A 25,958-nucleotide genomic window follows, 5' to 3' on the forward strand; every position below is an offset into this window, starting at 1 on the left:
CAGAGTCGGCCTATCAATGGGCCGACCCTTCTTCCGTTCGGGCTGAGCCTGTCGAAGCCCGTCCTTTCGAGGATGTCCTTCGACACGCTCAGGACGAACGGATTTTTTGCATGTAAAGAATGAGGAATTAGACATGGCCGATATCACGGCAGCGATGGTCAAGGACCTGCGCGAGAAGAGCGGCGCGGGCATGATGGATTGCAAGAAGGCGCTGAACGAAAACGGCGGCGACATGGACGCCGCGATGGATTGGCTACGCACCAAGGGTCTCGCCGCCGCCGCCAAGAAGTCGAGCCGCACCGCCGCGGAAGGTCTGGTCGGCGTCGCCGTCTCGGGCACCAAGGGCGCCGCGGTCGAGGTCAATTCCGAGACCGATTTCGTCGCCAAGAACGACCAGTTCCAGCAGTTCGTCCGCGAGGTGACCCAGGTCGCGCTCGACGGCGCGGCGGATGTCGACGCGATCAAGGCCGCGACGCTGCCCAACGGCAAGACCGCCGAGGAAACGCTGACCAACAACATCGCGACGATCGGCGAGAACCAGTCGCTGCGGCGCGTGCGCCGCCTCGAAGTGTCGAAGGGCGCGGTGGTCCCCTATATCCACAACGCCGCCGCCCCTGGGCTCGGCAAGATCGGCGTGCTCGTCGCGCTCGAGAGCGAGGCTGCCGACGACGTGCTCCAGGCGCTCGGTAAGAACCTCGCGATGCACATCGCCGCCGCCTTCCCCAAGGCGCTCAACGAAGCCGACCTCGACGACGCCGAGATCGAGCGCGAGCGCGCGATCGCGACCGAAAAGGCAGCCGACAGCGGCAAGCCCGCCGACATCATCGCCAAGATGGTCGAAGGCGGCATCGCCAAGTTCCGCAAGGAGCACGCGCTGGTCAGCCAGCTGTTCGTGATGGACGGCAAGACCAAGATCAGCGACGTCGTCGCCAAGGCCGGCAAGGAGGCGGGCGCCGAGATCAAGCTGGTCGACTACGTCCGCTTCCAGCTTGGCGAAGGCATCGAGAAGGAGGTCGGCGACTTCGCGGCGGAAGTCGCCGCGGCGAGCGGCGTGCCGCAGAACAAGCAGCCTGAGCCAACCAGCTAATCGGGCGGTTCACTGGATGAGAAGGGAAGGGGCTCCGGCGATGTCGGGGCTCCTTTTTTGTTGATCTTGCCCTCGTCACCCCGGCCTTGAGCCGGGGTGACGCTATCCCCCTTCGTTCAAACGATCCGATCGAACAGATCGCGTCACTCGGGATTGCCCCGTTCGATCAGCGCGAACTTCCATGCGCGCCGCCAGCGCTTCACGCACTTCTCATGCTCGATTCACGCGCCGATATCGTCGCCACGCTCCGCCCACACCAGACGCGTCAGGTCGTAACGCGCGCAGAAATCGATCCCTTCGCCGCTACTGTGCTGATGAATGCGGGCGGGAAGATAGGCCGTAACCCCGACATACATCGCGCCGCGATACCTGTCGGCCATGACGTAAACCCACCCACCTTGGGTTGCCAGATCCATGCCTCGGTTCAAATAAGAAGCGGGTCCCCGGGTCAAGCCCGGGGTGACCATGCGTTTTTCGTGGATCCAACACCATCCGTCACCCCGGCCTCGAGCCGGGGTCCCGCTTTACTGTTGCGTCGCAATCCCTAACCGATCAGTCCACTCGCAGCGCGCACTGGCGATGACGGGCAACACTCCGCCCACAACCCTTGCCCCCTCCACCACCCCCGCCTAAGGTCTGCGCCGCCCCCTGCCGCTGACACGAGATTGCATGACGCCCCCCCGGTTCAAACGTATCCTGCTGAAATTATCGGGTGAAGTCCTGATGGGGGAAGGTGGCCTCGCGATCGATCCCGCCGTCACCGCGCGCGTCGCGCAGGAGATCGCCGATGTGAAGGCGCAGGGGTATGAACTGTGCATCGTCGTCGGGGGTGGCAACATCTTCCGCGGGCTCGCCGCCGCCACCAAGGGCTTCGAGCGCGCGACCGCGGATTACATGGGAATGCTCGCCACCGTCATGAACGCGCTTGCGGTGCAGAACGCGCTCGAACAGATCGGGGTCGATACCCGCGTCCAGTCGGCGATTCCGATGGCGGCGGTGTGCGAACCCTTCATTCGCCGCCGTGCCGAACGTCATTTAGAAAAAGGCCGCGTCGTGATCTTCGCCGCCGGGGTCGGCAGCCCCTATTTTACCACCGACAGCGGCGCCGCGCTGCGCGCCGCCGAGATGAAGTGCGACGCGCTGTTCAAGGGCACCAGCGTCGACGGCGTCTACGATGCCGACCCCAAGAAGGTCGCCACCGCCAAACGTTATGACAGCGTGACGTATGACGAGGTGCTCGCCAAGAACCTCAAGGTCATGGATGCCAGCGCGATCGCGCTGTGCCGCGACAACGACATCCCGATCGTCGTCTTCAACATCCGCGAACACGGCAATTTCGCCGATGTGCTGGCGGGTCGCGGGATATCGACGATCGTCCAGAATCAGAATCCAGGAGAGTAATGATGCCAGCCTACGACAAGGCCGATCTCGAACGCCGGATGGCGGGGGCGGTCGAGGCGCTGAAGGGCGATCTTTCGGGGCTGCGCACCGGGCGCGCGTCGACCGCGCTGCTCGATCCGGTAACGGTCGAGGTCTATGGCGCGCACATGCCGCTGAACCAGGTCGCGACCGTCTCGGCCCCGGAATCGCGGATGCTGTCGGTCCAGGTGTGGGACAAATCGAACATCGGCCCGGTCGAAAAGGCGATCCGGTCGGCGGGGCTGGGGCTCAACCCGATCAACGACGGCAACACGCTGCGGCTGCCGATCCCCGACCTGACCGAGGAGCGCCGCAAGGAACTCGCCAAGCTCGCGGGCAAATATGCCGAAGCCGCGCGGATCGCCGCGCGCAACGTGCGGCGTGACGGCATGGACAATCTAAAGGTCGACGAGAAGAAGGGCGTGTTCGGCGAGGACGAGCGCAAGCGCCACGAGACCGAGGTCCAGAAGCTGACCGATAGCACGATCGCGGACATCGACGCCGCCGCGGCGGCGAAGGAAAAGGAAATCCTCAGCCAGTGAGCCCGTCCGCCGCCTCGGCTGCGGTGATCGCGTCCGGTTCCGGCGAGGGACCGGCGCCCCGCCACGTTGCGATCATCATGGACGGCAACGGGCGGTGGGCGAAGCGGCGGCACCTGCCGCGCGTTGCGGGGCACAAGGCGGGGGTCGATGCGGTCCGCAAGGTGACCCGCGCCGCGCGCGCGATGGGGATAGAGGCGCTGACGCTGTACGCCTTTTCGAGCGAAAACTGGCGGCGCCCCGAGGAGGAGGTCAGCGACCTGATGGGGTTGCTCCGGTTGTTCATCCGCAGCGACCTCGACGAGCTCGTACGCGAGAATGTCCGGCTGCGCGTGATCGGCGATTACCGGCGCTTTTCGGCTGACATCGTCAGGCTGGTCGATGACGCGATCGCGCGGACCGCGGCGAACACCGGCGCGATCCTGGTCATCGCGCTCAATTACGGTGCGCACGCCGAACTCGTCGCCGCCGCGCAACGACTGGCAACGCGCGCCGCCGCTGGCGATCTCGATCCCGCGGCGATCGATGCCGCCGCGATCGAGGCCGAACTCGATACCGCCGACCTACCCCCGCTCGATCTGGTCATCCGCACCTCGGGCGAACACCGGCTGTCGAATTTCCTGCTGTGGCAGGCGGCCTATGCCGAATTGCTGTTCGTCGACACGCTGTGGCCCGATTTCGACGCTGCGGCGCTCGCCGATGCGGTCGCGGCGTTCGGACAGCGCCAGCGGCGTTACGGCGGCTTGTGAGCGACCACGCGGCGCCCGCCAACCCCCGCTCGGACCTCGTTATGCGGACCCTCGCCGGGCTCGCGATGATCGCGGTCGCGTTGATCGCGATCGTGCTCGGGGGCATCGCCTTCTGGCTGCTCGCGGTCGTGGGCTCGCTGTTCATGATGGCCGAATGGTGCAACCTCCACGGGGTGCCCGCGCGGACCAAGCGGATCGCGCAGTTTTCGCTGTCGGTCCCGCTCGCGGTAATGGCACCCGCGTCGCTGGTCCTCCAAGTCCATGACTTCTTCTCGCTCGGGCTGCTGGTCGGCGCGGCGTTCTTCATCGTCATCATCACCCACCGCCGCGAACTCGGACTCGGCATCCTGTATTGCGGACTCCCCGTGCTCGCACTTGTGATCATCCGCCGTCAGCATGAAGGCGTCGTGTTCGCGCTGTGGGCGCTCGCGCTGGTGTGGATGTGCGACATCGGCGCGTATTTCGCGGGTCGCGCGATCGGTGGCCCCAAGCTTGCGCCGCGGATCAGCCCGAACAAGACCTGGGCGGGGCTGATCGGCGGGGTGATTCTCGCCAGCCTGTTTGCCGCGTTCATGCACCGGGCCTATGGTCTGCCGCTGCGGATGACCCTCGCGACACCGCTGCTCGCGGTCGTAGCGCAGGGGGGCGATCTCTACGAAAGCTGGCTGAAGCGTCGCGCCGGCGTGAAGGACAGCGGTAACATCCTGCCCGGCCACGGCGGGGTGATGGATCGGCTCGATGGCCTCGTGCCGGTCGCGCCGCTCGCAGCGCTGTTGGTGGTGTTGCCCCACTTCTACCGATGAAGACCGTCACGATCCTCGGTGCGACCGGGTCGGTCGGCACCTCGACGCTCGACCTCATCGAGCGCGAGCCCGACCGGTTTCGCGTCCGCGCGCTCACCGCCAATGGCGATGTCGCGGGGCTGGCCGACGCCGCCAGACGCACCCGCGCGGCAATCGCGGTCGTCGCCGACGAATCCTGCCTGCCCGCCTTGCGCGAGGCACTCGCGGGCACTGAAACCGTGTGTGAAGGCGGACCGCAGGCGGTGTGCGACGCCGCGGCGGGGGCGGACTGGACGATGGGCGCGATCGTCGGCTGCGCGGGGCTCGGCCCGGTGATGGCGGCGGTCAGGGCAGGGGGTGTCGTCGTCATCGCCAACAAGGAGCCGCTGGTCTCGGCGGGCGACCTCGTCCTCGCCGCCGCCGCGCAAAGTGGCGCGACGCTGCTGCCCGCCGACAGCGAACACAATGCGATCTACCAATGTTTCGATCGCGCCCGCGCCGACCGGGTGCGCCGGATCGTGATCACCGCGAGCGGTGGCCCGTTCCGCGACTGGTCGACCGAGGCGATGCGCGGCGTCACCCCCGAACAGGCGGTCGCGCACCCCAACTGGTCGATGGGCGCGAAGATCAGCGTCGATTCGGCGACGATGATGAACAAGGGGCTCGAACTGATCGAGGCCGCGCGGCTGTTCCCGATCCCCCACGACCGGATCGAGATCGTCGTCCATCGCCAATCGGTGATCCATTCGATGGTCGATTATGTCGACGGATCGATCCTCGCTCAGCTCGGCCCCAGCGACATGCGCGTGCCGATCGCGCACACGCTCGCCTGGCCCGATCGCATGGCGACCCCGATGGCGCCGCTCGACCTCGTAGCGCTGGGGCGGCTCGATTTCGAGGCCGCGGACCCGGTTCGCTTTCCCGCGCTCCAACTCGCGCGCGATGCGCTGGAGGAGGGCGGTGCGCGGCCCGCGATCCTCAACGCCGCCAACGAAATCGCGGTCGCCGCGTTTCTGGCGCGACGGATCGGCTTCCTCGAAATTGCCGCAATCGTCGCCGATACGCTATCGCGCTTCGATCCGCCCGCGCCCGCCAGCCTCGATGACGTGCTGGCGATCGACCAAGAGGCGCGGCGATTCGCGAACGACGGGGTTGAGGGGCGTGTGAAGGATAGCGTGAATTGATCCAGTCTCCCGGCCTGTTTTTGACCGTCATCGCGTTTCTAGGTGCGATCGGCCCGCTCGTGTTCATCCACGAACTGGGTCATTATTTCGCGGGGCGGCTGTTCGGGATCAAGTCGGACGTGTTTTCGATCGGCTTCGGCCGCGAGATCACCGGATGGACCGACCGGCGCGGCACCCGGTGGAAAATCGCCTGGCTGCCGCTCGGCGGCTACGTCAAATTCGCGGGCGACATGAACGCGGTGGGCGAACCCGATGCAGCCTGGCTCGCACTGCCCGCGGCCGACCGCGCGCGGACGTTCCAGGCCAAGCCGCTGTGGCAGCGCGCGATCGTGGTCGCGGCGGGACCCGTCGTGAATCTGGCGCTCGCGGTGCTGATCCTTGCCGGATTCGCCTATGGCTATGGCGTCGATCGCACCCCCGCGATCGTCGACAGCGTCATCGCGGGTGGCCCGGGCGCCGCCGCCGGGTTGCGCCAGGGGGACCGCATCCTGTCGATCGACGGCCGTTCGATCGACAGTTTTTCCGAGCTCGCGCGCTTTGCGCAGATCCGTCCTGCCGAACAGGTCGCGGTGACGATCAACCGCGGTGGACACCGTTTCGTCCGCCCGCTCACGATCGGGGTCGAACGCCAGCGCGACCGGTTCGGCAACGAATACCGAATCGGTCGGATCGGCATCGCCAGCGGTTCCCCGGTGCTCGCCCCGGTCGGACTGCTCGAAGCGCCGATCGCGGGGGTGCGGATGACCGGCGGGATTATCCGCGGCACGTTCGATACGCTCGGCCAGGTAATCTCGGGCCGCCGCTCGATCGAGGAACTGGGCGGCCCGATCCGGATCGCTAAGATTTCGGGCGAACAGCTCTCGCTCGGCTGGGCGGCATTCGTCTGGCTGGTCGCGATGCTGTCGATCAATCTGGGGTTCATCAACCTGCTGCCAGTACCGATGCTCGATGGTGGCCATCTGTTTTTCTATGCGATCGAGGCGGTGCGGCGGCGCCCGCTCGAGCCGCGTGTCCAGGAGTGGGCGTTTCGCGGCGGCCTTGCAGCGGTGCTCGCGCTGATGCTCGTCGTGACTTTCAACGATTTGGGCGCAGTGGGCTTGTGGCAACGGCTCGCCGGGTTGATTGGCTGACGTGGATCAGGCAGGGCGCCTCAATTGAGTTCCCGCAGGCCTGCCCGTTGGCCTGCTGAGTTTCCTGGGGTGGGTTGAGTGACAGCTATCAAGAGTTCGACATACGTCCGGGCCGGCGCCATCCTGTTGGCGAGCACGGTCCTGTCCAGCGTTCCCGCCTTTGCCCAGACCGTGCCGGGCGCGACCGATCCCGCGACGTCCGGTCCGGTCGCACAGGCTCCAGCGACTGCGGCTGCGCCGACGTCCCCGGTTGCGACCCCACCGGCCCTCGCGCCGGAGCGGATCATCAAGACATTGCGGGTCGAAGGATCGCAGCGGATCGAACCCGCGACGGTGCTTTCATACACCAAGCTGCGCGTCGGCATTCCCTATTCCGCGGAAACGCTCGACCAGGCGCTGAAAGACCTTCAGGCCAGCGATCTGTTCGCCGACTATTCGATCTCGGGGGTCGAAACCGGCGACATCGTGGTGCGGATTCGCGAAAATCCGATCATCAACCGCGTGATCTTCGAAGGCAACAAATCGCTCAAGACCGACAAGATCACCAAGGAGGTCAAGCTCGCCCCGCGGCAGATCTTCACGCGGACCGCGGTGCGCCAGGACGTCGCGCGGATCATCGAACTCTATCGCCGCCAGGGTCGCTTCGCTGCGGTCGTGAGCCCTAAGATGGTCAATCTCGACCAGAACCGGGTCGACGTGGTGTTCGAGATCAGCGAAGGCGCGAAATCCAAGGTCCGCCAGATCAACGTCATCGGCAACGACGTGTTCAGCGACGACAAGCTGCGTGGCGAGATGGTGACCAAGCAGGCGCGCTTCTTCCGCATCCTGTCGTCGAACACCAGCTACGATCAGGATCGATTGAACTACGATCAGCAGAAGCTGCGCCAATTCTACCTTACCCAGGGCTACGCCGATTTCCGCGTCACCTCCGCGATCGCCGAACTCACCCCCGACAAGCGTGATTTCATTATCACTTATGTCGTCGAGGAGGGTAAGCGTTACAAATTCGGCGACGTGACCGTCGACAGCGAAATCCGCGACTTTGATGACAAGCGGCTTGCCGCATCGTTGCCGATCAAGAAGGGCGAATGGTACAACGCCAAGCTGGTCGAGGATTCGGTCGATCAGCTAAGCGAGGCCGCGGGCCTGTTCGGCTATGCGTTCACCGATGTGAACCCCGATTTCCAGAAGGACTCCGATACGCTGACGATGGGGATGAATTTCCACATCGCGCAGGCGCAGCGCACCTATGTCGAGCGGATCGACATCAACGGCAATACGCAGACGCAGGACAAGGTGGTCCGCCGCGAAATCCGCCTGGCGGAGGGGGATGCATTCAACAGCTTCCAGCTCAAGCGCAGCCAGGACCGGATCAACAGCCTGGGCTATTTCCAGGACAAGATGGAAATCAAGCAGGTTCCGGGGTCGGCTCCCGATCGGATCGTCCTCGAGACCAATCTCGAGGAAAAATCGACCGGCCAGCTCCAGCTGTCGGTCGGCTATTCCAGCCTTGAACGGTTCATCGTTCAGGCCAACATCACCCAGGCCAATTTCCGCGGCAAGGGGCAGGAACTGCGCGCCGGCGTCAATTATTCGAGCTATTCGAAGTCGGTCAATCTGGGCTTCACCGAACCCTATCTGTTCGACAAGAATATCGCGCTGGCGTTCGACGCGTTCCGCCAGGATCTCAACCAGTTCAATTTTAACGGAAACCAGCGACAGACCACCTATTCGCAGGTGCGTACGGGCTTCCAGGTGCGTGCCGGGGTGCCGCTGACCGAATATTGGTCGCTGTCTGGGCGTTACGGCCTGTCGTACGACAAAGTCGGGCTCGACGAAAACAGCTTCTTCACCGGCGGCGTATGCGATCCGCTGAAGGCAGGGCGCTATCTGTGCGATTCGATCGGCAATCGCCTGACCTCGTCGGTGGGTTATTCGGTGATCTACGACAGCCTCAACAGCCGCCTGCGCCCGACCGCCGGATCGCGCTATTCGCTGAGCCAGGATTTCGCGGGGCTCGGCGGCGACGTCAAATATATCCGCACCTCGGTCAACGGCGCAAAATATTGGGGTATCGGCAAGGGCTTCGTGTTCTCGGTGGTGGGCGAGGGCGGCTATATCGCCAGCCTCGAAAAGAGCCGCGGACCCGGGATCGACAAGGTCCGGATCACCGATCGTTTCTACCTCGGCTCGCCGCAGTTCCGCGGATTCGACATCCGCGGCGTCGGGCCGCGCGTGCTGCGCCAGTCCTATACGACCGATACCAGCGGCAGCCAGATCCTGGTTACCGATCGCAATCAGATCGTCGACGATGCGCTGGGTGGGCGGGCCTATTATCTGGCGCGCGCTGAGCTTGAGATTCCGCTGGGCTCGGGTGCACGCGAACTCGGGCTGCGACCGTCGATCTATGCGCAGATCGGTGGCTTGTTCGGGATTGCCCGGCCGTTGCCGACCGCCACCTTCCCGACGATCACCGATGCCAGTGGCAAGGTCACGGTGCTGCCGATCACGACCCCGATCAAGGATGCTGCGGGCAACCAACTCTACATCGTGTCACCAACCGATACGACCAACGTCGGGGCCATCACCACTTGCATGGTCGGGTTCTCCGCCACCGCCGGCAGTGCGTGCACGGGCACATCGACCAACACGATCTATTCGACCTCGATCGCCCCATTCAAGGAAACCTTCCTGGGCGACTCTGCCAGTCCGCGGCTTACCGTGGGCATCGGGGTCAACTGGAATTCGCCGTTCGGTCCGCTGCGGATCGATGTCGCCAAGGCCATTCTCACCCAGCCCGGCGACGACCCCAAACTCGTAACGTTCAACGTAGGGACACAGTTCTGATGACCAAGTTCACCACCATCTCGCTCACCGCGATCGCGGTTGCCACGCTGGTAGCCAGCGGTGCGGCCTCGGCCCAGACCGCGGGCATCGCCACCGCGTCGCCCGATGCCTCGATCCTGAGCGCTAAGGCGTTCGCCGCGGCCAACACCCAGATTTCGACGACTTACAAGACCCAGCTCGATCAGGCCGCGGCGCAGGACACGGCGCTCAACACCCAGATCCGCACGCTGATCGACACCAACAAGGACGGCCAGATTTCGCAGGCCGAACTGGCTACCGGGCAGAACGCGCAATCGGCGATCGGCGCGCAGGTCAAGGCTGCGCAGTCCAAGGCGTCGCCCGCGATCGACCAGTTGCGCCAGCCAGCGATCAAGGCACAGGCCTATGCGCTGGAAATGCTCAGTCAGAAGTACGAACCCGCGCTTCAGGCGGTGGCAAAGGCCAAGGGGATCAATATCGTCCTGGCGCCCAACGCGGTCCAATACGCGCCGCCCGCGACCGACATCACCGAAGCGGTAATCGCGGAAATCGATCGCACGACGCCGTCGATCAGCATCGCCGCGCCCGCCAACTTCCAGCCCAGCCAGGACACCGTCCAGCTGCTCAACCAGTATCGCCAAGCGGTCTACATCAACGAACTGCGGCGCCAGCAGGCCGCGCAGGGCACCGCCGCGCCGACCCCGTCGGCGACCGGTGGTGCGGCGGCACCCGCGCCCTCACCCGCCAAGGGCAAGAAGAACGAAGGCCGGTGAGCGAGACCGCGTCCGACGCCACGACCATGACCGCGCTCGATATCGCCAATTACGATACCCAGCGCGTCATGGCGGCGTTGCCGCATCGCTACCCAATGCTGCTGGTCGATCGGGTCGAGGAACTGATCCTCGACACGTCGATCGTCGCGATCAAGGCGGTGACGATCAACGAAGGTTTCTTCCAGGGGCATTTTCCGGGGCGCCCGATCATGCCCGGCGTGCTGATCGTCGAGGCGCTGGCGCAAGCGGCGGGGATCCTCGCGGTCGAGAGCCTGGGTCTCGCGGGATCGGGCAAGCTGGTTTACTTCATGGCGATCGACGGCGCGAAGTTTCGGAAACCCGTCGAACCCGGCGTGCTGCTCCGCCTCGAGGCTAGCTTCGTCCAGCAGCGTAGTTCGGTCTGCAAGTTCGCTGGCATCGCGAAGATCGACGGCCAAGTGGTTGCGGAAGCGAATTTTACCGCGATGATCGCCGATCCGCCCAAAACTGCCTAGCGGGTCGGCTTGCCGTCACCTTTCGTGAACTTTGACTTGTGCGCGCCCCTCCGCTAGGCCCGCGCCTTCCTTTTGGCTGGTCGGAAACCAGCCGCATCCGGAGAATAGACGTGAAGCCCGATACGCACCCCGACTACCACATGATCAAGGTCCAGATGACCGACGGCACCGTGTACGAAACCCGCTCCACCTGGGGCAAGGAAGGCGACACGATGACGCTCGAGATCGATCCGCTGGCGCATCCGGCCTGGACCGGCGGTCGCGGCACGATGCTCGACGCGGGCGGCCAGGTCGCGCGCTTCAACAAGCGCTTCGGCGGCGGGCTGACGCTCCGCAAGGGCTAACGCCGCGTTAACCTCGGCGGCGTAGGCTCCACGCCATGTTCGCCGCCGAGTTCGAATCCGCCAAGACCGACAGCCGCCGCCGCGCGCCGCGCGCGCCGGTGTCGCTCGACGCGCGCCTCGGCAAGGCCGGGCGGACGCTGTGCAAGGTGGTCGACATCTCGATCCACGGCGCCAAGCTGCAAACCTATTCGGCGCTGAAGCGCGGCGAGACGATCTGGTTGACGCTCCCCGAAGTCGGCTCGATCGCGGCCGACGTCATGTGGGCCGACGATTTTATCGGCGGCTGCCAGTTTCGCAAACCGATCGACGCCGATGTTTTCGCGCTTCTCGTCGAAGCGCAGGGTGGCATTGTCGCCGGCTGACCCCGTCGGCGGCTTACCGGGGCTGGCGGAGAGAGTGGGATTCGAACCCACGGTGGGCGTGAACCCACGGCGGTTTTCAAGACCGCAGCAATCGACCACTCTGCCACCTCTCCGCGCGGGCTTCCGATAGGCGCGACACGCCCATCTGTGCAAGAGCCGCGACGACGCGGGGTACCCGACGCGCACCGAATGTGGCACGTTCATCGGCATGTGGGGGAATATCAGCAGGGTAGCGCGCTACGCGGCCATCGCAGCGGTCGCGCTCGCGTTCGGCGGACCCGTCGCGGCACAGGACGAATCGGGATTTCAGTCCTATCTGTCGACGCTCCGCCAGCAGGCGGCTGCGGCGGGGGTATCGGAGCGGACTAGCGCTGCGGTGTTCCCGACGCTGACACTCAACCAGCGCGTGATCGAGCTCGATCGCGGCCAGCCGGGCGGCACCTCCGGGTCGACCGCGATTCCGCCGTTCGCGCCGTACAAGGCGCGGCATGTCGATGACGCACGCATCCGGCGCGGGCAGGCGGCGTATCGCGAGAACCGGTCGCGGCTCGCGCGGATCGAGGATCGGACGGGAGTTCCCGAATCGATCATGGTGTCGATCTGGGGGCATGAAACCAATTACGGCGGCTATACCGGCAATTTCGATCTGCTCCGCAGCCTGGCGACGCTAGCCTATGAAGGCCGTCGTCGGTCGCTGTTCGCGGGCGAGTTCATCGCCGGGCTCAAGATGCTCGACCGCGGGGTGACCCGCAGCCAGTTGCAAGGCAGCTGGGCGGGCGCGACCGGGAATCCGCAATTCCTCCCCTCGGTCTATCTCAGGATCGCGCGCGACGGCGATGGCGATGGCCGGATAGATATCTGGAACAGCTCGGCGGATACGCTCGCTTCGATCGCCAATTACTTCGTCGATGCGGGCTGGCGCGCCGGGCAGCCGTGGGGAATCGCGGTCACCGTGCCGCGCGGGCTCGATCGATCGACGCTCGAAACCCGGCTCGTCTCGCCGCGTTGCCCGCGGGTGTTCGAACGCCACAGCGCGTGGCGGACTATGGCGGAATGGCGCGCGCTCGGCATCGTACCGCAGGGTGGGCGCTGGCCCGCCGATTCGGTGCTGGCGACGCTGCTCGAACCCGACGGCGCGGGCGACACCGCCTATCTGCTGACGAGCAATTATCGCGTCATCCTCGATTATAATTGTTCGAATTTCTACGCGCTGTCGGTCGGGCTGCTCGCCGATGCCGTCGCGGGCTAGCCTGATCGCCCTGGCGCTGGCGTTGACCGCGTGCAGCGGCGGCAGCGGCCATGCCGCGGTGGTGAGTGCGGGCAGTTACGGCGATTACGAAAGTGTTGGACTCGCCAGCTGGTATGGCGACGAACTGGCGGGCAATCGCACCGCATCGGGCGCGCGGTTCGATCCCGCAGGGATTACCGCAGCGCACCGATCGCTGCCGCTCGGCTCCTATGTCGAGGTGACCGATGTCGACACGGGGCGCTCGGTCGTCGTGCTGATCAACGATCGCGGGCCGGGGCGGCGTGATCGCGTCATCGACCTGTCGCGCGGCGCGGCGCAGCAACTCGGCTTTGGACGGCGATCGGTGACGCGGGTGAAGGTGCGCGCCTACCACCCGACCGCGCTGGAGGCCGCGGCTTTGCTCGCGGGGAGGCCTGCCGCGCTGCGGTCGGGTGGGGTGGTGCCGGTGGCGAGCGACGATCGCGCGACGCGGGCTCCGCTCCACCTCGATCCTACGCGCCGCTACCGCGTCCAGATCGCAACCTTTTCCAATTTTGCGCGTGCCCAGGCACTGGCGGGGCGGCTGGGCGCGGCGGTGGTGGCGTCAGGATCGCTCTATCGCGTGCAAATCGGCCCGCTGGCGGCGAAAGACGTGCAACCCGCGCGTGACGCGGTGGCGGCACATGGCTATGGCGACGCGCAGATCCTGCCTGCGGATTGAACGATCACCGACACGGAACCTTATTGATGAACAAGCTAATCCTCGCGCCGCTCGCCGTCATCGCGATCGCGGTTCCTTCGATCGCCGCCGCACCGCAATTCGACACGCCCGCGCCGATCGCGTTCATGGAAGACCTGTCGTCGGGGTCGATTTTGTATGCGAAGGATGCCGATCGCCGGATGCCGCCCGCGTCGCTGGCGAAGATGATGACGGTCTATGTCGCGTTCGACATGCTCAAGAAGGGCGAGCTGAAGGCGAATCAAAGCTTCGAGGTCCGCCCCGAGACGTGGCAGCGCTGGCATGGCGCCGGGGGGGGATCGACGATGTTCCTGAAAGTCGGCGAGCAGCCGACCGTCGACGATCTGCTGAAAGGGATCGTGACGCTGTCGGGGAACGACGCGTGCGTCGTGCTCGCCGAGGGAATTTCGGGCACCGAAACGGCGTTCACCGACCGGATGAACCAGACCGCGCGGCGGCTGGGCCTGACCAACAGCCATTTCGGCACCGCGAACGGCTGGCCTGACAATGGCGTGACCTATGTCACCGCGCGCGATCTCGCGAAGTTGGCGACCGCGACGATCCAGGATTTCCCGACGCTCTACAAACGCTATTATTCGCTCCCCAGCTTTACCTGGGGCAAGACGCTGGGCGCGGGCAACGACATCACCCAGGCGAACCGCGATCCGTTGCTCGGTCGGGTCGCCGGGGCCGACGGCCTGAAAACCGGCCATACCGAGGAGGCGGGGTTCGGGTTCACCGGATCGGCCGAACAGAATGGCCGTCGCCTGGTGATCGTGCTGGCCGGGCTGACCAGCTCCAACCAACGGATCGAGGAATCGGTCAAATTCATGAACTGGGGATTTCGGGCGTGGCAGGCCAAGCCGCTGGTCGCCAAGGGGAAGCAGGTGACGACCGCCGACGTCCAGCTCGGCGATTCGGCCACCGTCGGGCTGGTGGCGGCGACGCCGCTGACCGCGACCCTGCCCGCGGGTGCGGTGCCGGTGTTGAACGCCAAGGTCGTCTATCAAGGCCCGATCAAGGCCCCGATCAAGGCGGGCGACCATATCGCCGACCTCGTCGTCACCTCCCCCGGCATTCCCGAACAGCATCTGCCGCTGGTCGCGGCGACCGACGTGGGCAAGGCCGGGTTCTTCGGGCGTGCCTGGGCGGGGCTGCGGTCGCTCCTGTGACGCGCGCCGTGACGGCGTGACGCCGTTCGTCGGCAATACCGCCGCCAGGACCGGGTTCGCCGCGGCGCTGGCGGGCGGGTCGATGCACCACGCCTGGCTGTTCGTCGGGCCGGAAGGCGTCGGCAAGGCGAGCTTCGCCAGGGCCGCGGCGGCGCGACTGCTCGCCGATGCCGCCGCCGACCGCGATCTGCCCGCGGGGATCGACCTGCCCCCCGGCAATCGGACGCGCGCGCTGATCGAGGCGGGATCGCATCCCGATTATCGGCTGCTATCGCGCTTGCCCAAGGATCCCGAAAAACCCGATCAGGATCTGGCGCGCAGCATCACGATCGCACAGATCCGCTCGCTCCAACCGATGTTCGCGACACGACCGTCGATGAGCGCGCGCCGCGTCGTCGTGATCGATGCCGCCGACGATCTCGAACGGTCGGGCGCCAACGCGTTGCTCAAGAGCCTCGAGGAACCACCGGCGGGAACGATCTTCCTGCTTATTAGCCACGCGCCGGGGCGCTTGCTCGCGACGATCCGGTCGCGCTGCCGGTTGCTTCGATTCGAGGCTCTGAACGAGGAGGACGTCGCCACCGCGATCCGCGCGCGGCAGCCCGAGATCGGCCCCGACGAGTTGGTCGCGATGGCGCGCGCAGGTGAGGGGGCACCCGGCCGCGCGCTCCGCTATGCCGGGCTCGACATCGCCGCACTCGATGCCGCGATTGCCGGAATCGCGAGCGACGGCGATAGCGACAACGCGCGCCGCATCAAGCTGGCCAAGGCACTGGCGGGCAAGACGGCGACCGCGCGGTATCAGGCGTTCCTGGAGCGCGCGCCCGCGCTGATCGCACGCGCGGCGCGGGATCGATCGGGCGACCAGCTCAAGACCGCGCTCGACGCACATGCGGCGGCGCGCGATCTGGCCGCGGCGGCGCTGGGGCTGACGCTCGATCAGCAGGCGACCGTCTTCGAAATGGCGGGGATCGTCGCGCGGCTGCGCTGATCGTCAGGCTTCACCTCGCCGCGACGATGATCTAGACGCGCGGGCATGGGCGACCCTTTTTATATCACCACCGCGATCAGCTATCCCAATGGTCGCCCGCATATCGGCCACGCCTATGAGGCGATCGCGGCGGATGCCATCGCGCGCTTCCACCGCCAGGCGGGGCGCGACGTGCGGTTCCAGACCGGCACCGACGAACACGGCCTCAAGATGGTCCAGACCGCGCGGGATACGGGCCAACCGGTCGCCGAGCTCGCCGCGGAGATGTCGTCCTGTTTCAAAGCGATGTGCGACAATCTTAACATCTCCTATGATCGCTTCATCCGCACCACCGAGCCCGATCACTACGCCGCGAGCCAAGCGATCTGGCGGGCGATGGAGGCCAAGGGCGACCTGTATCTGAGCCGTTACGAAGGCTGGTATTCGGTCCGCGACGAAGCCTATTACGACGAAAAGGAACTGACCGGGGAGGGCGATGCCCGGTTGTCGCCGCAAGGCACCCCGGTCGAATGGACCGCCGAAGAGAGCTGGTTCTTTCGCCTGTCGAACTATCAACAGCCGCTGCTCGATCATTTCGCCGCCAACCCCGATTTCATCCGCCCCGAGACCCGCCGCAACGAGATCGTCCGGTTCGTCGAGGGGGGGCTGTCCGACCTGTCGGTATCGCGCACCAGTTTCGACTGGGGCGTGCCCGTGCCGGGCAGCGACGGCCATGTGATGTATGTGTGGGTCGATGCGCTGACCAATTATCTGACCGGCGCGGGTTACCCGGAGAAGGGCGACGATTGGCGCTACTGGCCCGCCGATATCCACCTGATCGGCAAGGATATCGTCCGCTTCCACGCGGTCTATTGGCCCGCCTTCCTGTTGTCGGCGGGGATCGCGCTGCCCACGACCGTGTTCGGCCACGGCTTCGTCCTGCAACGCGGCGAAAAAATGTCGAAATCGCTCGGCAACGTCGTCGATCCGGATGGCCTCGCGAAGGCGTTCGGGGTCGATGCGCTGCGGTATTTCCTGCTGCGCGATGTCAGTTTCGGGCATGACGGCAGCTATTCGCCCGAAGCGATCGTGGCGCGGGTCAATGCCGAACTCGCCAACAGCTTCGGCAATCTCGCCCAGCGAACCTTGTCGTTCATTGCCAAGAACCTGGCAGGCGCTTTTCCCGACACCGGCAGGTCCGACGAGGCTGATGGCATGGTGATCGAGCAGGTAGTCGTGGCTTGTGCCGCGCTGAAGGCTGGGTTCACCGACCTGTCGCTGTCGCAGGGGATCGAGGCCTGGATGCGCGGCGTCTTCGCCTGCAACCAATATATCGATGCGCAGGCGCCTTGGGCATTGCGCAAGACCGACCCCGAGCGGATGCACGCGGTGCTGCGCACCTTGGTTCGCGCGATCCGGATGCTTGCGATCGCGATCCTGCCGGTCGTGCCGCAATCGGCGGGCAAGGTGCTCGATCAGCTCGGCGCCGACGCGCGCGACCATGCCGCGATCGATGATGACGGCTGGTACGACGCGATCGTTGCCAGCGGATTCCGGATCGCGTCGCCGACCCCGATCTTCCCGCGGCTCGAACTGCCGGTCGAGGCCGCCTGATGCTCGCCGACAGCCATTGTCACCTCAACTACAAGGGGATGGCGGAGCAGCAACCCGAGATTCTCTCTCGCGCGCGCGCCGCGGGGGTTACCGCGATGCTCAACATCTCGACCCGCGAACGCGAATGGGACGAGGTAATCGCGACCGCCGAGCGCGAGCCCGATGTCTGGGCATCGATCGGGGTGCATCCGCATGAGGCCGATCAGCATCCCGACGTCGATACCGTTGCATTGGTCGCGCGCGCCGCGCATCCGCGCGTCGTCGGGATCGGCGAAAGCGGGCTGGATTATTATTACGACCATTCCGATCGCACCCGCCAACAGGCGAGTTTCCGGATCCACATCGCCGCCGCGCGCGAGACCGGACTGCCGATCATCGTCCACACCCGCGACGCCGAGGAGGACACACTCGCGATCCTGGCCGATGAGATGGGGAAGGGGGCATTCCCCGCGGTGATCCATTGCTTCACCGCGAGCGGCGCGTTCGCCGACCGGGCGCTGGAGCTCGGCTGTTATATATCGATATCGGGCATCGTGACGTTCAAGAACGCGAAGGATCTGCAGGACACCGCGGCGCGCCTGCCGCTAGAGCGACTGCTGATCGAGACCGACGCGCCGTTCCTCGCCCCCGTCCCCCACCGCGGCAAGAGCGGTGAACCCGCCTTTGTCGCAGACACAGCGAGATTCCTCTCCACCCTACGGGACGAAGATTACCAATATCTTACTGCGCATACTTCAGACAACTTCTTTAAGTTGTTTTCCAAGGCGCGCGCGTGAAAGTCCGCATCTTGGGATCGGGCACCTCGTCGGGCGTCCCCCGGATCGGCAACGACTGGGGCGCGTGCGATCCGACCGAGCCACGCAACCGGCGGCTGCGCTCGTCGATCCTGGTCGAACATCGCGACACCCGCATCCTGATCGACACCAGCCCTGACATGCGCGAGCAGTTTCTCGCCGCCGACATCGCGACGATCGACGCGGTCATCTGGACGCATGACCATGCCGATCACTGCCATGGCATCGACGATCTCCGCCAGGTCTACCACGCGCTTCGCGCGCCGGTCGCGGGCTATGCGCGGCCCGACACGCTCGCCGCGCTGACCGATAGCTTCGCCTATGCCTTTTCCGGGCGCGACGGGTATCCACCGACGATCGCCGCGGCGGGATTGCCCGATCGATTGACGATCGGCGGCGTCGCGATCACCGCGGTGGACCAGCCGCATGGCTCAATCCATTCGGTCGGCCTTTTGTTCGAGGCGGATGGCGTCGCGATCGGTTACGCCACCGATTTCAACGAGATGACAGCGGATATGGCGTCACTGTATCAGGGTCTGGACGTCTGGATCGTCGACGCGCTGCGCCGCGCGCCGCACCCGACGCATCCTGACCTCGCTACGGTGCTCGGCTGGGTCGAACGCTTTGCGCCGAGGCAGACTGCGCTGGTCCACATGGATCACACGATGGATTATGCGACGCTGTGCGCCGAACTGCCCGATGGCGTCGAGCCGGGGTATGACGGGCTGGTCCTGCCGCGATGAGCGGCGCGCGAGTCGCGAATGTCGTGTTCTACGGGCTGTTCCTGCTGCTGCCGCTATCGGCGTTGTTCGCGCGGCGACTGCCGATCGCCCGCACCGCGACGATGGCGCTCGCGTGGCTGGCGATTTTCGGCATCGCGCTGTTGCTGGTCAGCCAGCGTTCCCGCTTCGAGGGACTCACAACGCTATTCAGCGACCAGCGGACAACGGGGAGCGAAACCCGCATCCAGATGGCGCACGATGGCCATTTCTGGGCGGACGTGACGATCGATGGCGTATCGCGGCGAATGCTGATCGATAGCGGCGCGACGACGACGACGTTGTCGGTCGCGACCGCACGCGCCGCGGGATTGGATACCGGGGAAAGCTCGTTTCCGGTGCTACTCGAGACCGCCAACGGCACGATCAGTGCGCAAAGCGCGACCGCCAGGCACGTCGTCGTCGGCAGCATTGCGATCGACGACCTTGGCGTGGTGGTATCGCCCGCCGCGGGCGATCTCGACCTGTTGGGGATGAACTTCCTGTCGCGGCTGGCGTCTTGGCGGGTCGAAAAGGGCACCCTCATCCTTACTCTATAATAGGAATACATTTTACATAATGTATATTATCGATTTGACATGCGAGCTCATGGAGCGGCTTTTGCTGTCCTCCCCTGATCGGCCCTTCACATGATCGAGCGGCTGGTCGCGATCATGGCGCGATTGCGCGATTCGGAGCGCGGCTGCGCCTGGGATGTCGCGCAGACCTTCTCGACTGTCGCGCCGTATACGATCGAGGAAGCGTATGAGGTCGCCGACGCGATCGAGCGTGGCGATATGGTCGACCTCAAGGACGAACTCGGCGATCTGCTGCTGCAGGTCGTCTTTCACGCGCGGATCGCGGAGGAAGCTGGTCATTTTGCGCTCCCCGACGTGGTCGCGGCGATTTCGGACAAGATGGAACGACGGCACCCGCATCTCTTCGGCGATGCGGACGCGGGTTCGCCGCCGCGCTGGGAAGAGCTGAAGGCCGACGAGCGTAACGCCCGCGGCGCGACGAGTGCGCTCGACGGGGTCGCGATCCCGCTCCCCGCGTTATTGCGCGCGCAGAAGCTGCAGAATCGCGCGGCACGGGTCGGGTTCGATTGGCCCGACGCGGCGGGACCGCGTGCGAAGATCGATGAGGAAGTTGCTGAAATCGAAGCGGCTTCGGCAGAGACGGTGGAAGAGGAAATAGGCGATTTGCTGTTCGCGGTCGTCAATTGGGCGCGCCATCTCGGCGTCGATCCCGAAGCCGCGCTGCGGGCCGGCAACGCCAAGTTCGAGCGCCGGTTCCGTGCGATGGAGGAGCGCGCGGGCGACGCCTTCGTGGCGCTCTCCCTCGATGAAAAAGAAGCGTTGTGGCAGCGCGTCAAGGGCGACTGACGAAGCGATCATGGTCTGCAGGCGACAGGCGGACATCAAAGGTCATCGCGGTGCCGTCGGTATCCTGACGCAGCACGTCGCCGTGGGCGTGGAGCCACGCCGCGCCTGCGCCGTCGCTCGCGTCGAGCGAGAGCGTATAGCGCCGGTGCGCCGCGGTCAGCTGGGTCGCGACTTGATCGACCAGGTCCGCCACCCCTTCCCCGCTCAGCGCTGACAGCGTGACGACGTCGTCGCGCCGCGCCGCCAACGCCATCATCGCCTCGCGCGCATCGGGATCGAGCAGGTCGAGCTTGTTCCACGCCTCGAACCGCGGCGTGGTCGCGGCAACGCCGATGTCCGCCAACACCGTCTCGACGTCGCTGCGCTGTGCCTCGGTATCGGGATGCGCGATGTCGCGGACATGAAGGAGTAAATCGGCGGACACGACCTCTTCGAGCGTCGCCTTGAAGGCGGCGACGAGCTGGGTCGGCAGGTCTGACACGAATCCCACGGTGTCGGACAGGATCGCCTTGTCGATGCCAGGCAGACTGATCTGGCGCAGTGTCGGGTCGAGCGTCGCGAACAACAGGTTCTCCGCCATGACGTCAGCGCCGGTCAGCCGATTGAATAACGTGGATTTTCCGGCGTTGGTATAGCCGACCAGCGCGATCACTGGCCATGGCGCGCGCTGGCGCCGGTCGCGATGGAGCCCGCGAGTGCGGCTGACCTGATCGAGTTCCTTGCGCAGCCGCGCCATCCGATCACGGATCAAGCGGCGATCCGCCTCGATCTGCGTTTCGCCGGGACCACCCAGAAAGCCGAAGCCGCCGCGTTGCCGCTCGAGGTGGGTCCAGCTCCGCACGAGCCGCCCTGCCTGGTAATCGAGATGCGCCAGTTCGACCTGGAGCCTGCCCTCCGCGGTCGCCGCGCGTTCGCCGAAGATTTCGAGGATCAGCCCGGTCCGGTCAATCACCTTGGTGCCGAGCGCGGTTTCGAGATTGCGCTGCTGGACCGGCGACAGGCTGGCGTCGAACACGACCAGATCGGCGTCCTCCATCCGCGCCATCGCGGCGAGTTGTTCGACCTGCCCGCTGCCGATCAGCGTCGCGGGTTTGGGCGCGCGGACGCGAAAGACGTGGCGTTCGACGACGTTAAGACCGATCGCCAGCGCCAGCCCTGCGGTTTCCTCCAGCCGTGCGTCGGCGTCGCGCTCCGCATGACCCTGTTCGGGCAACACCACGATCGCCTTGCCGCCGCGCGCCAGATCGTCGCGGTCACGATTGAAGCCATCGCTCACGCTTGGTCCGCACCATCGTCGTCGGTGTCGTCGTCATCGGCCTCGGTCTCACCCGCGAGGTCGAGCGCCCGCGAGGGCTGAATCGTCGAGACCGCGTGCTTGTAGACGAGCTGCGCCATATCCTCGCGCCGCAGCAGCATGCAGAACAGGTCAAACCCCGCGATCTGCCCCTGCAGCATCACCCCGTTGATCAGGAACATCGTCACCGGATCGTCGGACTTGCGCACCGCGTTGAGGAAAATATCCTGCAACAACGGGTTCTTCTTCGGCGCTTCTCCCATCCCCTCGACCAGTTCGGCGACGTCCATCGGTCCGGCCGGCATGATCGTCGAGATCGCATGTTTGTAGATCAGCTGCGATTGGCCGTCGCGGCGCAGCAGCACCGAAAAATTGTCGAACCACGTCACGATTCCCTGCAGCTTGACGCCCTTGACCAGGAACATCGTCACCGGGGTCTTCGAGCGGCGGAGGGAATTGAGGAAGAGGTCCTGGAGCGACCCCTGCTTGTCGGCCATGTGATCGGCTTTCGGTTCTTGGCGGGACGGTACGCCCGCTACTGCGCCGTTTCCCGGCGTCGGATCGGCCCCTGCAAGGCGCCATCGTCGTAATCTAGGTCGGCGGCCCGATAAGTCCACCCGCCCCCGTCACCTGGCCCCGTTCACTCGTCGCGCGTGTCGGTGATCCCCAGCAGCTTCAATTTGCGGTGGAGCGCGGAGCGTTCCATCCCGATGAAGCTGGCGGTTCGACTGATATTGCCCGAGAAGCGCCTGATCTGGACGCGCAGATATTCGCGTTCGAACGTCTCGCGCGCCTCGCGGAGCGGTGCACCCATGATCGCGCCGCCGCTGCCACCGCCGACGTCGCCCTGCTTGCCGAGCACTTCGGCGGGGATCATGTCGAGATCGATCCGGCCGATCCGATCGCCGGGTGCCAGGATGATCGTCCGTTCGACGACATTGCGGAGCTGGCGCACATTGCCCGGCCATTCGTAGGACTGAAGCGCGACCATCGCATCGCCGGCGATTTCGGGCGTGGGGACGCGGCGTTCGGTCGCGTAATGCGCCAGAAAATGGTCGACCAGCGCGGGAATGTCCTCGCGCCGCTCGGCCAGCGAGGGGATGACGACCGGAACGACGTTGAGCCGATAATAAAGATCCTCGCGGAACCGACCCTCCGCGATTTCCACGGTCAGGTCGCGCCCGGTCGCGGAGACGACGCGGACATCGACCTTGACGATGCGCGTGCCCCCGACCCGGCTGAAACTCTGGTCGGTCAGGACGCGCAGGATACGGCCCTGGGTCGCGATCGGCATGTCGGCGATCTCGTCGAGGAACAGCGTGCCGCCATGCGCCTGTTCGAGCAGCCCGGGACGCACGAGGTTGCCGCCCTCCTCCGCGCCGAACAGCTCCTCGTCGACGCGTTCGGGAGTCATCCGCGCGGCGCTGACCACGACGAACGGCGCGTCGGCGCGCTGGCTCCACCCGTGGAGCAGGCGCGCGGCGATTTCCTTGCCGACCCCGGCGGAGCCCATGATGAGCACGCGGCTGCCGGTCGCGGCGACGCGCTTCAGCGTCGCGCGCACCCCGTTGATTGCGGGCGAATGGCCGGTGAGGTCGATGTCGCGACCGACCGACGCGCGCAAGGTCGCGACCTCGCGCCGCAGGCGTTCGGTTTCGGTCGCGCGCGCCACCATCAGCAGCAAGCGCTCGGCCTCGAACGGTTTTTCGATGAAATCAGCCGCCCCGCGACGGATTGCGGCGACCGCGGTGTCCAGATTCCCGTGCCCCGAGATGACCAGCACCGGGAGCGACGGATCGCGTCGCTTGATCTCGCCGAGCAGTTCGAGCCCGTCGAGTCGCGATCCCTGGAGCCAGACGTCGAGCAAAACCAACGACGGGCGCCGCGCCGCGATTGCTTCGAGTGCGCTGTCGCTGTCCGCGGCGTTACGCGTGTCGTACCCTTCGTCTTCGAGCACGCCGGCGACCAGTTCGCGGATATCTTGTTCGTCATCGACGACGAGGATGTCGAGCGGCATGATGTCAGTTCCGATTTCTGCTGAGTGCGGCGAGCTGGCCATCCCCTGCCGGCTCGGGTGTGGTGGCCCCCTGGTCGAGCGTCGCGAGCGTACCCGCGTCGAAATCCATCCGGACGATCGTACCGCCGCCCTCGCGATCGGCGAAGGTCATCGTGCCGAGATGCTCCTCGACGATCTTCTTGACGATCGCGAGGCCCAGCCCGGTACCACGCGCGCGGGTGGTCATATAGGGCTCGACGATCCGATCACGGTCTGCGGGGAGTCCTACCCCGCTGTCGGCGACCTCGACGACGACATGATGGCCGATCTGCTCCAGCGACATCACGACCGAGGCGTGGGGGGTGTCGCCCTTTGCCTCAATCGCTTCGACCGCATTCTTGACAATGTTCGTAAACGCTTGGCCGAGCTGACGGCGATCGCAGACCATCGTCGGACCGGAACCATCCTCCGACGCCTCATTGATCAATTCAAACTGGATGCCGGGATGCGCGACCTCATGAAGGAATAGCGCCTGGCGGGCGATGTCGACCAGCGATTCGTCGCGAAACACGGGTTTGGGCATGCGCGCGAACGACGAAAATTCGTCGACCATCCGGCGCAGATCGCCGACCTGGCGGATGATCGTATCGGTCAGCCGCGCAAACGTCCCGTCATCGGACTCGATCTTGCCGCCATAGCGCCGCTGGAGTCGTTCCGCCGCGAGCTGGATCGGGGTCAGCGGGTTCTTGATCTCGTGCGCGATCCGGCGTGCGACGTCAGACCAGGCGGCGCGGCGCTGGTCGAGCACCTGCTGGGTAATGTCGTCGAAAGTCAGGATCGGGCCGGTCTCGGTCCGCGCGATCCGGACTGCGAGCGTCCGGGTTTCCGCGCCGCGCGCGACCTGGACGATGCCCTCGCGCGCGCCGCTGGCGTCGAATTCGGCGAGTTCGGGCGCGATATCGGCGAGCGCCGCGCCGACCAGCGCATCGGCACCGAGCAGATCGATCGCGGACTGGTTGGCGATCTGGATCGCGCGGCCAAGATCGGTCGCGAGCACCCCCGCCGAGACCCCCGCCATCACCGCCTCGATCAACGCCCGGCGGTTTTCGAGCTGGGTGTTGGCGGTGACCAGCGCGGTATTCTGTTGCTCGATCCGTCCGGTCATCTGGTTGAAGGCGTTGGCGAGCGTTCCGACCTCGTCGTCCGCGCCGGTTTCGACGACGCGAACGGTCAGGTCGCCATCCGCCACCTGCCGCGCCGCCGACACGAGCGAGTCGACCGGCCCGACCAGACGATCGGCGACCAGCAGCGCGATCCACATCGCAAGGCCGACGATCAACAGCGCTACTGCGAACAAGGCGACGTTGAACTTGAGCTGCAGACTCCGTGATCGCGCCTGAAGCGCTTCGTAATCGCGAATGATCCCGTCGGCGGCGACGTTCTGGCGGTTAAGGAAATCGACGTTGTTGGGCGTCGCAACGTAGAGAAACAGGTTCTGCGCCCGATCTATCGGGGTGATTACCCACAAGACGTCCGAATCGAGGTTGATGTATGTCTTGCCGTTCGCGGTAAGGAGATTGAGCACCGATCCGGTCACCCGGCTGGCAAAGACGCGATCGTCGGGTGCCTCCCACGCGTACATTGCTTCGACGTTGCGGCCGTCCGCCACGCGGAACAGGACCGCTTGATACAGGCTACGAATATAGGTCTGCGCCAAGAAATTGCGCTCAAAGTCGGCCGATTTGGCGGGAATATCCGGATAATTGAGATGGAGGTCCTTGGCCATTGCCTGCGCCTCGCCGCTCCAGCGATCGGTGACGAGTGTCTGCCCCTCCTTCGCCAACGCCATCGTCGATTCGAGCGCCGCGCGCGCGCGCTGCGACCCCCAGAGTTGGACACCCGATTGAAAGAGGATCGACGCCGCGATGACCGTCAGGACGATCGGCACGCTCGCGATCAGTGAAAACACCGCGACCAGCCGGATATGAAGTCGCCCTCCCCCGGCGAGCGAAGCGCGGGCCGCACGCCGTCGCGCGATACGTCGACCGAGGAGCACGATCAGCGCCACGAACGGCAGCAAATTGGCCAACAGCAGCACCGCCGCCATCGCCGGGCTGAACAATTGCCCGGACGCGTTCTGCTGACCGACGAAATGATAAGTCGCGCCCAGTGCCGCGATCGCGATCACGAGCACGCCGAGTTCGAGCATCGGCGTGACGTGAAAGCGTCGCGCCAATCCGTCGGACGCGGGCTCTGGCTTCAAGGCCGGGGGCGTCAGCGACGCATTCATCGTGGCCCCCGTACAACGCGAATTGTTGC

The 25,958-nt window shown here is 65.6% G+C and carries 25 protein-coding genes, 1 tRNA gene and 1 pseudogene; 21 read left to right on the forward strand and 6 right to left on the reverse strand.

Annotation, left to right across the window (positions count from 1 at the left end; all coding sequences use genetic code 11):
- Positions 1-133 precede the first annotated feature (133 nt).
- The gene (gene tsf, locus EAH84_RS02745; RefSeq protein ID WP_140867389.1) at positions 134-1,087 is read left to right on the forward strand and encodes a translation elongation factor Ts; all 954 of its coding nucleotides are present in this window, start codon (positions 134-136) and stop codon (positions 1,085-1,087) included.
- 143 nt (positions 1,088-1,230) lie between these two features.
- Here the strand turns inward: tsf and EAH84_RS02750 are convergent.
- Positions 1,231-1,503, reverse strand: a pseudogene (locus EAH84_RS02750) (GIY-YIG nuclease family protein).
- 253 nt (positions 1,504-1,756) lie between these two features.
- Between EAH84_RS02750 and pyrH the strand changes: the two are divergent.
- The 11 genes from pyrH to EAH84_RS02805 all read left to right on the forward strand — a co-directional run bounded on the left by pyrH (position 1,757) and on the right by EAH84_RS02805 (position 11,689).
- Positions 1,757-2,488: a UMP kinase gene (pyrH, locus tag EAH84_RS02755; RefSeq protein ID WP_140867391.1), complete on the forward strand. Its 732-nt coding sequence runs from the start codon at positions 1,757-1,759 to the stop codon at positions 2,486-2,488.
- Between the two features lie 2 nt (positions 2,489-2,490).
- Entirely contained in the window at positions 2,491-3,048 is a 558-nt protein-coding gene (gene frr, locus EAH84_RS02760; RefSeq protein ID WP_140867394.1) for a ribosome recycling factor, read from the forward strand.
- Complete coding sequence (locus EAH84_RS02765) at positions 3,045-3,794, forward strand: isoprenyl transferase (RefSeq protein ID WP_277753713.1); 750 nt, start codon at positions 3,045-3,047, stop codon at positions 3,792-3,794. Before frr ends, EAH84_RS02765 begins: the two co-directional genes overlap by 4 nt.
- A 41-nt stretch (positions 3,795-3,835) precedes the next feature.
- Positions 3,836-4,597, forward strand: a complete 762-nt coding sequence (locus EAH84_RS02770) for a phosphatidate cytidylyltransferase (protein ID WP_194150348.1) — start codon at positions 3,836-3,838, stop codon at positions 4,595-4,597.
- Entirely contained in the window at positions 4,594-5,760 is a 1,167-nt protein-coding gene (locus EAH84_RS02775; protein WP_140867400.1) for a 1-deoxy-D-xylulose-5-phosphate reductoisomerase, read from the forward strand. Before EAH84_RS02770 ends, EAH84_RS02775 begins: the two co-directional genes overlap by 4 nt.
- The gene (locus tag EAH84_RS02780) at positions 5,757-6,890 is read left to right on the forward strand and encodes a M50 family metallopeptidase (RefSeq protein WP_170209834.1); all 1,134 of its coding nucleotides are present in this window, start codon (positions 5,757-5,759) and stop codon (positions 6,888-6,890) included. The genes EAH84_RS02775 and EAH84_RS02780 overlap by 4 nt, the downstream gene beginning before the upstream one ends.
- A 126-nt stretch (positions 6,891-7,016) precedes the next feature.
- A complete protein-coding gene (gene bamA, locus EAH84_RS02785) occupies positions 7,017-9,737 on the forward strand; it encodes an outer membrane protein assembly factor BamA (protein WP_241656427.1) in 2,721 nt (906 codons plus the stop codon).
- On the forward strand, positions 9,737-10,489 hold the full coding sequence (locus EAH84_RS02790) for an OmpH family outer membrane protein (protein ID WP_140867405.1): 753 nt from the start codon (positions 9,737-9,739) through the stop codon (positions 10,487-10,489). The genes bamA and EAH84_RS02790 overlap by 1 nt, the downstream gene beginning before the upstream one ends.
- A gap of 26 nt (positions 10,490-10,515) precedes the next feature.
- Complete coding sequence (gene fabZ, locus EAH84_RS02795) at positions 10,516-10,983, forward strand: 3-hydroxyacyl-ACP dehydratase FabZ (protein WP_140868389.1); 468 nt, start codon at positions 10,516-10,518, stop codon at positions 10,981-10,983.
- Between the two features lie 110 nt (positions 10,984-11,093).
- Positions 11,094-11,327 carry a 50S ribosomal protein L31 gene (rpmE, locus tag EAH84_RS02800; protein WP_140867408.1) on the forward strand — a complete coding sequence of 78 codons (234 nt, stop codon included), beginning with the start codon at positions 11,094-11,096 and terminating at the stop codon, positions 11,325-11,327.
- Positions 11,328-11,362: 35 nt separating this feature from the next.
- Positions 11,363-11,689 carry a PilZ domain-containing protein gene (locus tag EAH84_RS02805; protein WP_140867411.1) on the forward strand — a complete coding sequence of 109 codons (327 nt, stop codon included), beginning with the start codon at positions 11,363-11,365 and terminating at the stop codon, positions 11,687-11,689.
- A 23-nt stretch (positions 11,690-11,712) separates the two neighbouring features.
- Here EAH84_RS02805 and EAH84_RS02810 read toward each other — a convergent pair.
- Positions 11,713-11,802, reverse strand: a tRNA-Ser gene (locus tag EAH84_RS02810).
- A 95-nt stretch (positions 11,803-11,897) separates the two neighbouring features.
- Between EAH84_RS02810 and EAH84_RS02815 the strand changes: the two genes are divergently transcribed.
- From EAH84_RS02815 to mazG, 9 genes are all read left to right on the forward strand, one after another.
- Complete coding sequence (locus EAH84_RS02815) at positions 11,898-12,938, forward strand: lytic murein transglycosylase (protein WP_140867414.1); 1,041 nt, start codon at positions 11,898-11,900, stop codon at positions 12,936-12,938.
- On the forward strand, positions 12,922-13,638 hold the full coding sequence (locus EAH84_RS02820) for a septal ring lytic transglycosylase RlpA family protein (protein WP_161978314.1): 717 nt from the start codon (positions 12,922-12,924) through the stop codon (positions 13,636-13,638). Before EAH84_RS02815 ends, EAH84_RS02820 begins: the two co-directional genes overlap by 17 nt.
- Positions 13,639-13,664: 26 nt before the next feature.
- The gene (locus EAH84_RS02825; protein WP_140867416.1) at positions 13,665-14,828 is read left to right on the forward strand and encodes a D-alanyl-D-alanine carboxypeptidase family protein; all 1,164 of its coding nucleotides are present in this window, start codon (positions 13,665-13,667) and stop codon (positions 14,826-14,828) included.
- 16 nt (positions 14,829-14,844) lie between these two features.
- Complete coding sequence (locus EAH84_RS02830; protein WP_140867419.1) at positions 14,845-15,819, forward strand: AAA family ATPase; 975 nt, start codon at positions 14,845-14,847, stop codon at positions 15,817-15,819.
- A 45-nt stretch (positions 15,820-15,864) separates the two neighbouring features.
- Positions 15,865-17,412: a methionine--tRNA ligase gene (gene metG, locus EAH84_RS02835; protein WP_140867421.1), complete on the forward strand. Its 1,548-nt coding sequence runs from the start codon at positions 15,865-15,867 to the stop codon at positions 17,410-17,412.
- Positions 17,412-18,188, forward strand: coding sequence for a TatD family hydrolase (locus EAH84_RS02840; protein ID WP_140867424.1), 777 nt, complete (start codon positions 17,412-17,414; stop codon positions 18,186-18,188). Before metG ends, EAH84_RS02840 begins: the two co-directional genes overlap by 1 nt.
- Positions 18,185-18,949, forward strand: a complete 765-nt coding sequence (locus EAH84_RS02845; protein ID WP_140867427.1) for an MBL fold metallo-hydrolase — start codon at positions 18,185-18,187, stop codon at positions 18,947-18,949. The genes EAH84_RS02840 and EAH84_RS02845 overlap by 4 nt, the downstream gene beginning before the upstream one ends.
- A complete protein-coding gene (locus EAH84_RS02850) occupies positions 18,946-19,524 on the forward strand; it encodes a retropepsin-like aspartic protease family protein (RefSeq protein WP_140867430.1) in 579 nt (192 codons plus the stop codon). The genes EAH84_RS02845 and EAH84_RS02850 overlap by 4 nt, the downstream gene beginning before the upstream one ends.
- A 90-nt stretch (positions 19,525-19,614) precedes the next feature.
- Positions 19,615-20,349: a nucleoside triphosphate pyrophosphohydrolase gene (mazG, locus tag EAH84_RS02855; protein ID WP_140867433.1), complete on the forward strand. Its 735-nt coding sequence runs from the start codon at positions 19,615-19,617 to the stop codon at positions 20,347-20,349.
- Here mazG and hflX read toward each other — a convergent pair.
- Genes hflX through EAH84_RS02875 form a run of 4 tightly spaced genes read right to left on the reverse strand, consistent with a single transcriptional unit; the run spans position 20,336 to position 25,929 of the window.
- Entirely contained in the window at positions 20,336-21,625 is a 1,290-nt protein-coding gene (gene hflX, locus EAH84_RS02860; protein WP_140867435.1) for a GTPase HflX, read from the reverse strand. The genes mazG and hflX overlap by 14 nt on opposite strands.
- Positions 21,622-22,260 carry an RNA chaperone Hfq gene (hfq, locus tag EAH84_RS02865; protein ID WP_277753714.1) on the reverse strand — a complete coding sequence of 213 codons (639 nt, stop codon included), beginning with the start codon at positions 22,258-22,260 and terminating at the stop codon, positions 21,622-21,624. The genes hflX and hfq overlap by 4 nt, the downstream gene beginning before the upstream one ends.
- A 23-nt stretch (positions 22,261-22,283) precedes the next feature.
- Positions 22,284-23,660 (reverse strand): sigma-54-dependent transcriptional regulator, encoded by a 1,377-nt coding sequence (locus EAH84_RS02870; RefSeq protein WP_140867441.1) that lies wholly within the window; start codon positions 23,658-23,660, stop codon positions 22,284-22,286.
- A gap of 4 nt (positions 23,661-23,664) precedes the next feature.
- A complete protein-coding gene (locus tag EAH84_RS02875; protein WP_140867444.1) occupies positions 23,665-25,929 on the reverse strand; it encodes a sensor histidine kinase NtrY-like in 2,265 nt (754 codons plus the stop codon).
- Between the last annotated feature and the right edge of the window lie 29 nt (positions 25,930-25,958).

This window comes from Sphingomonas oligophenolica (genome assembly GCF_006438955.1).
Lineage (GTDB): Bacteria > Pseudomonadota > Alphaproteobacteria > Sphingomonadales > Sphingomonadaceae > Sphingomonas > Sphingomonas oligophenolica_A.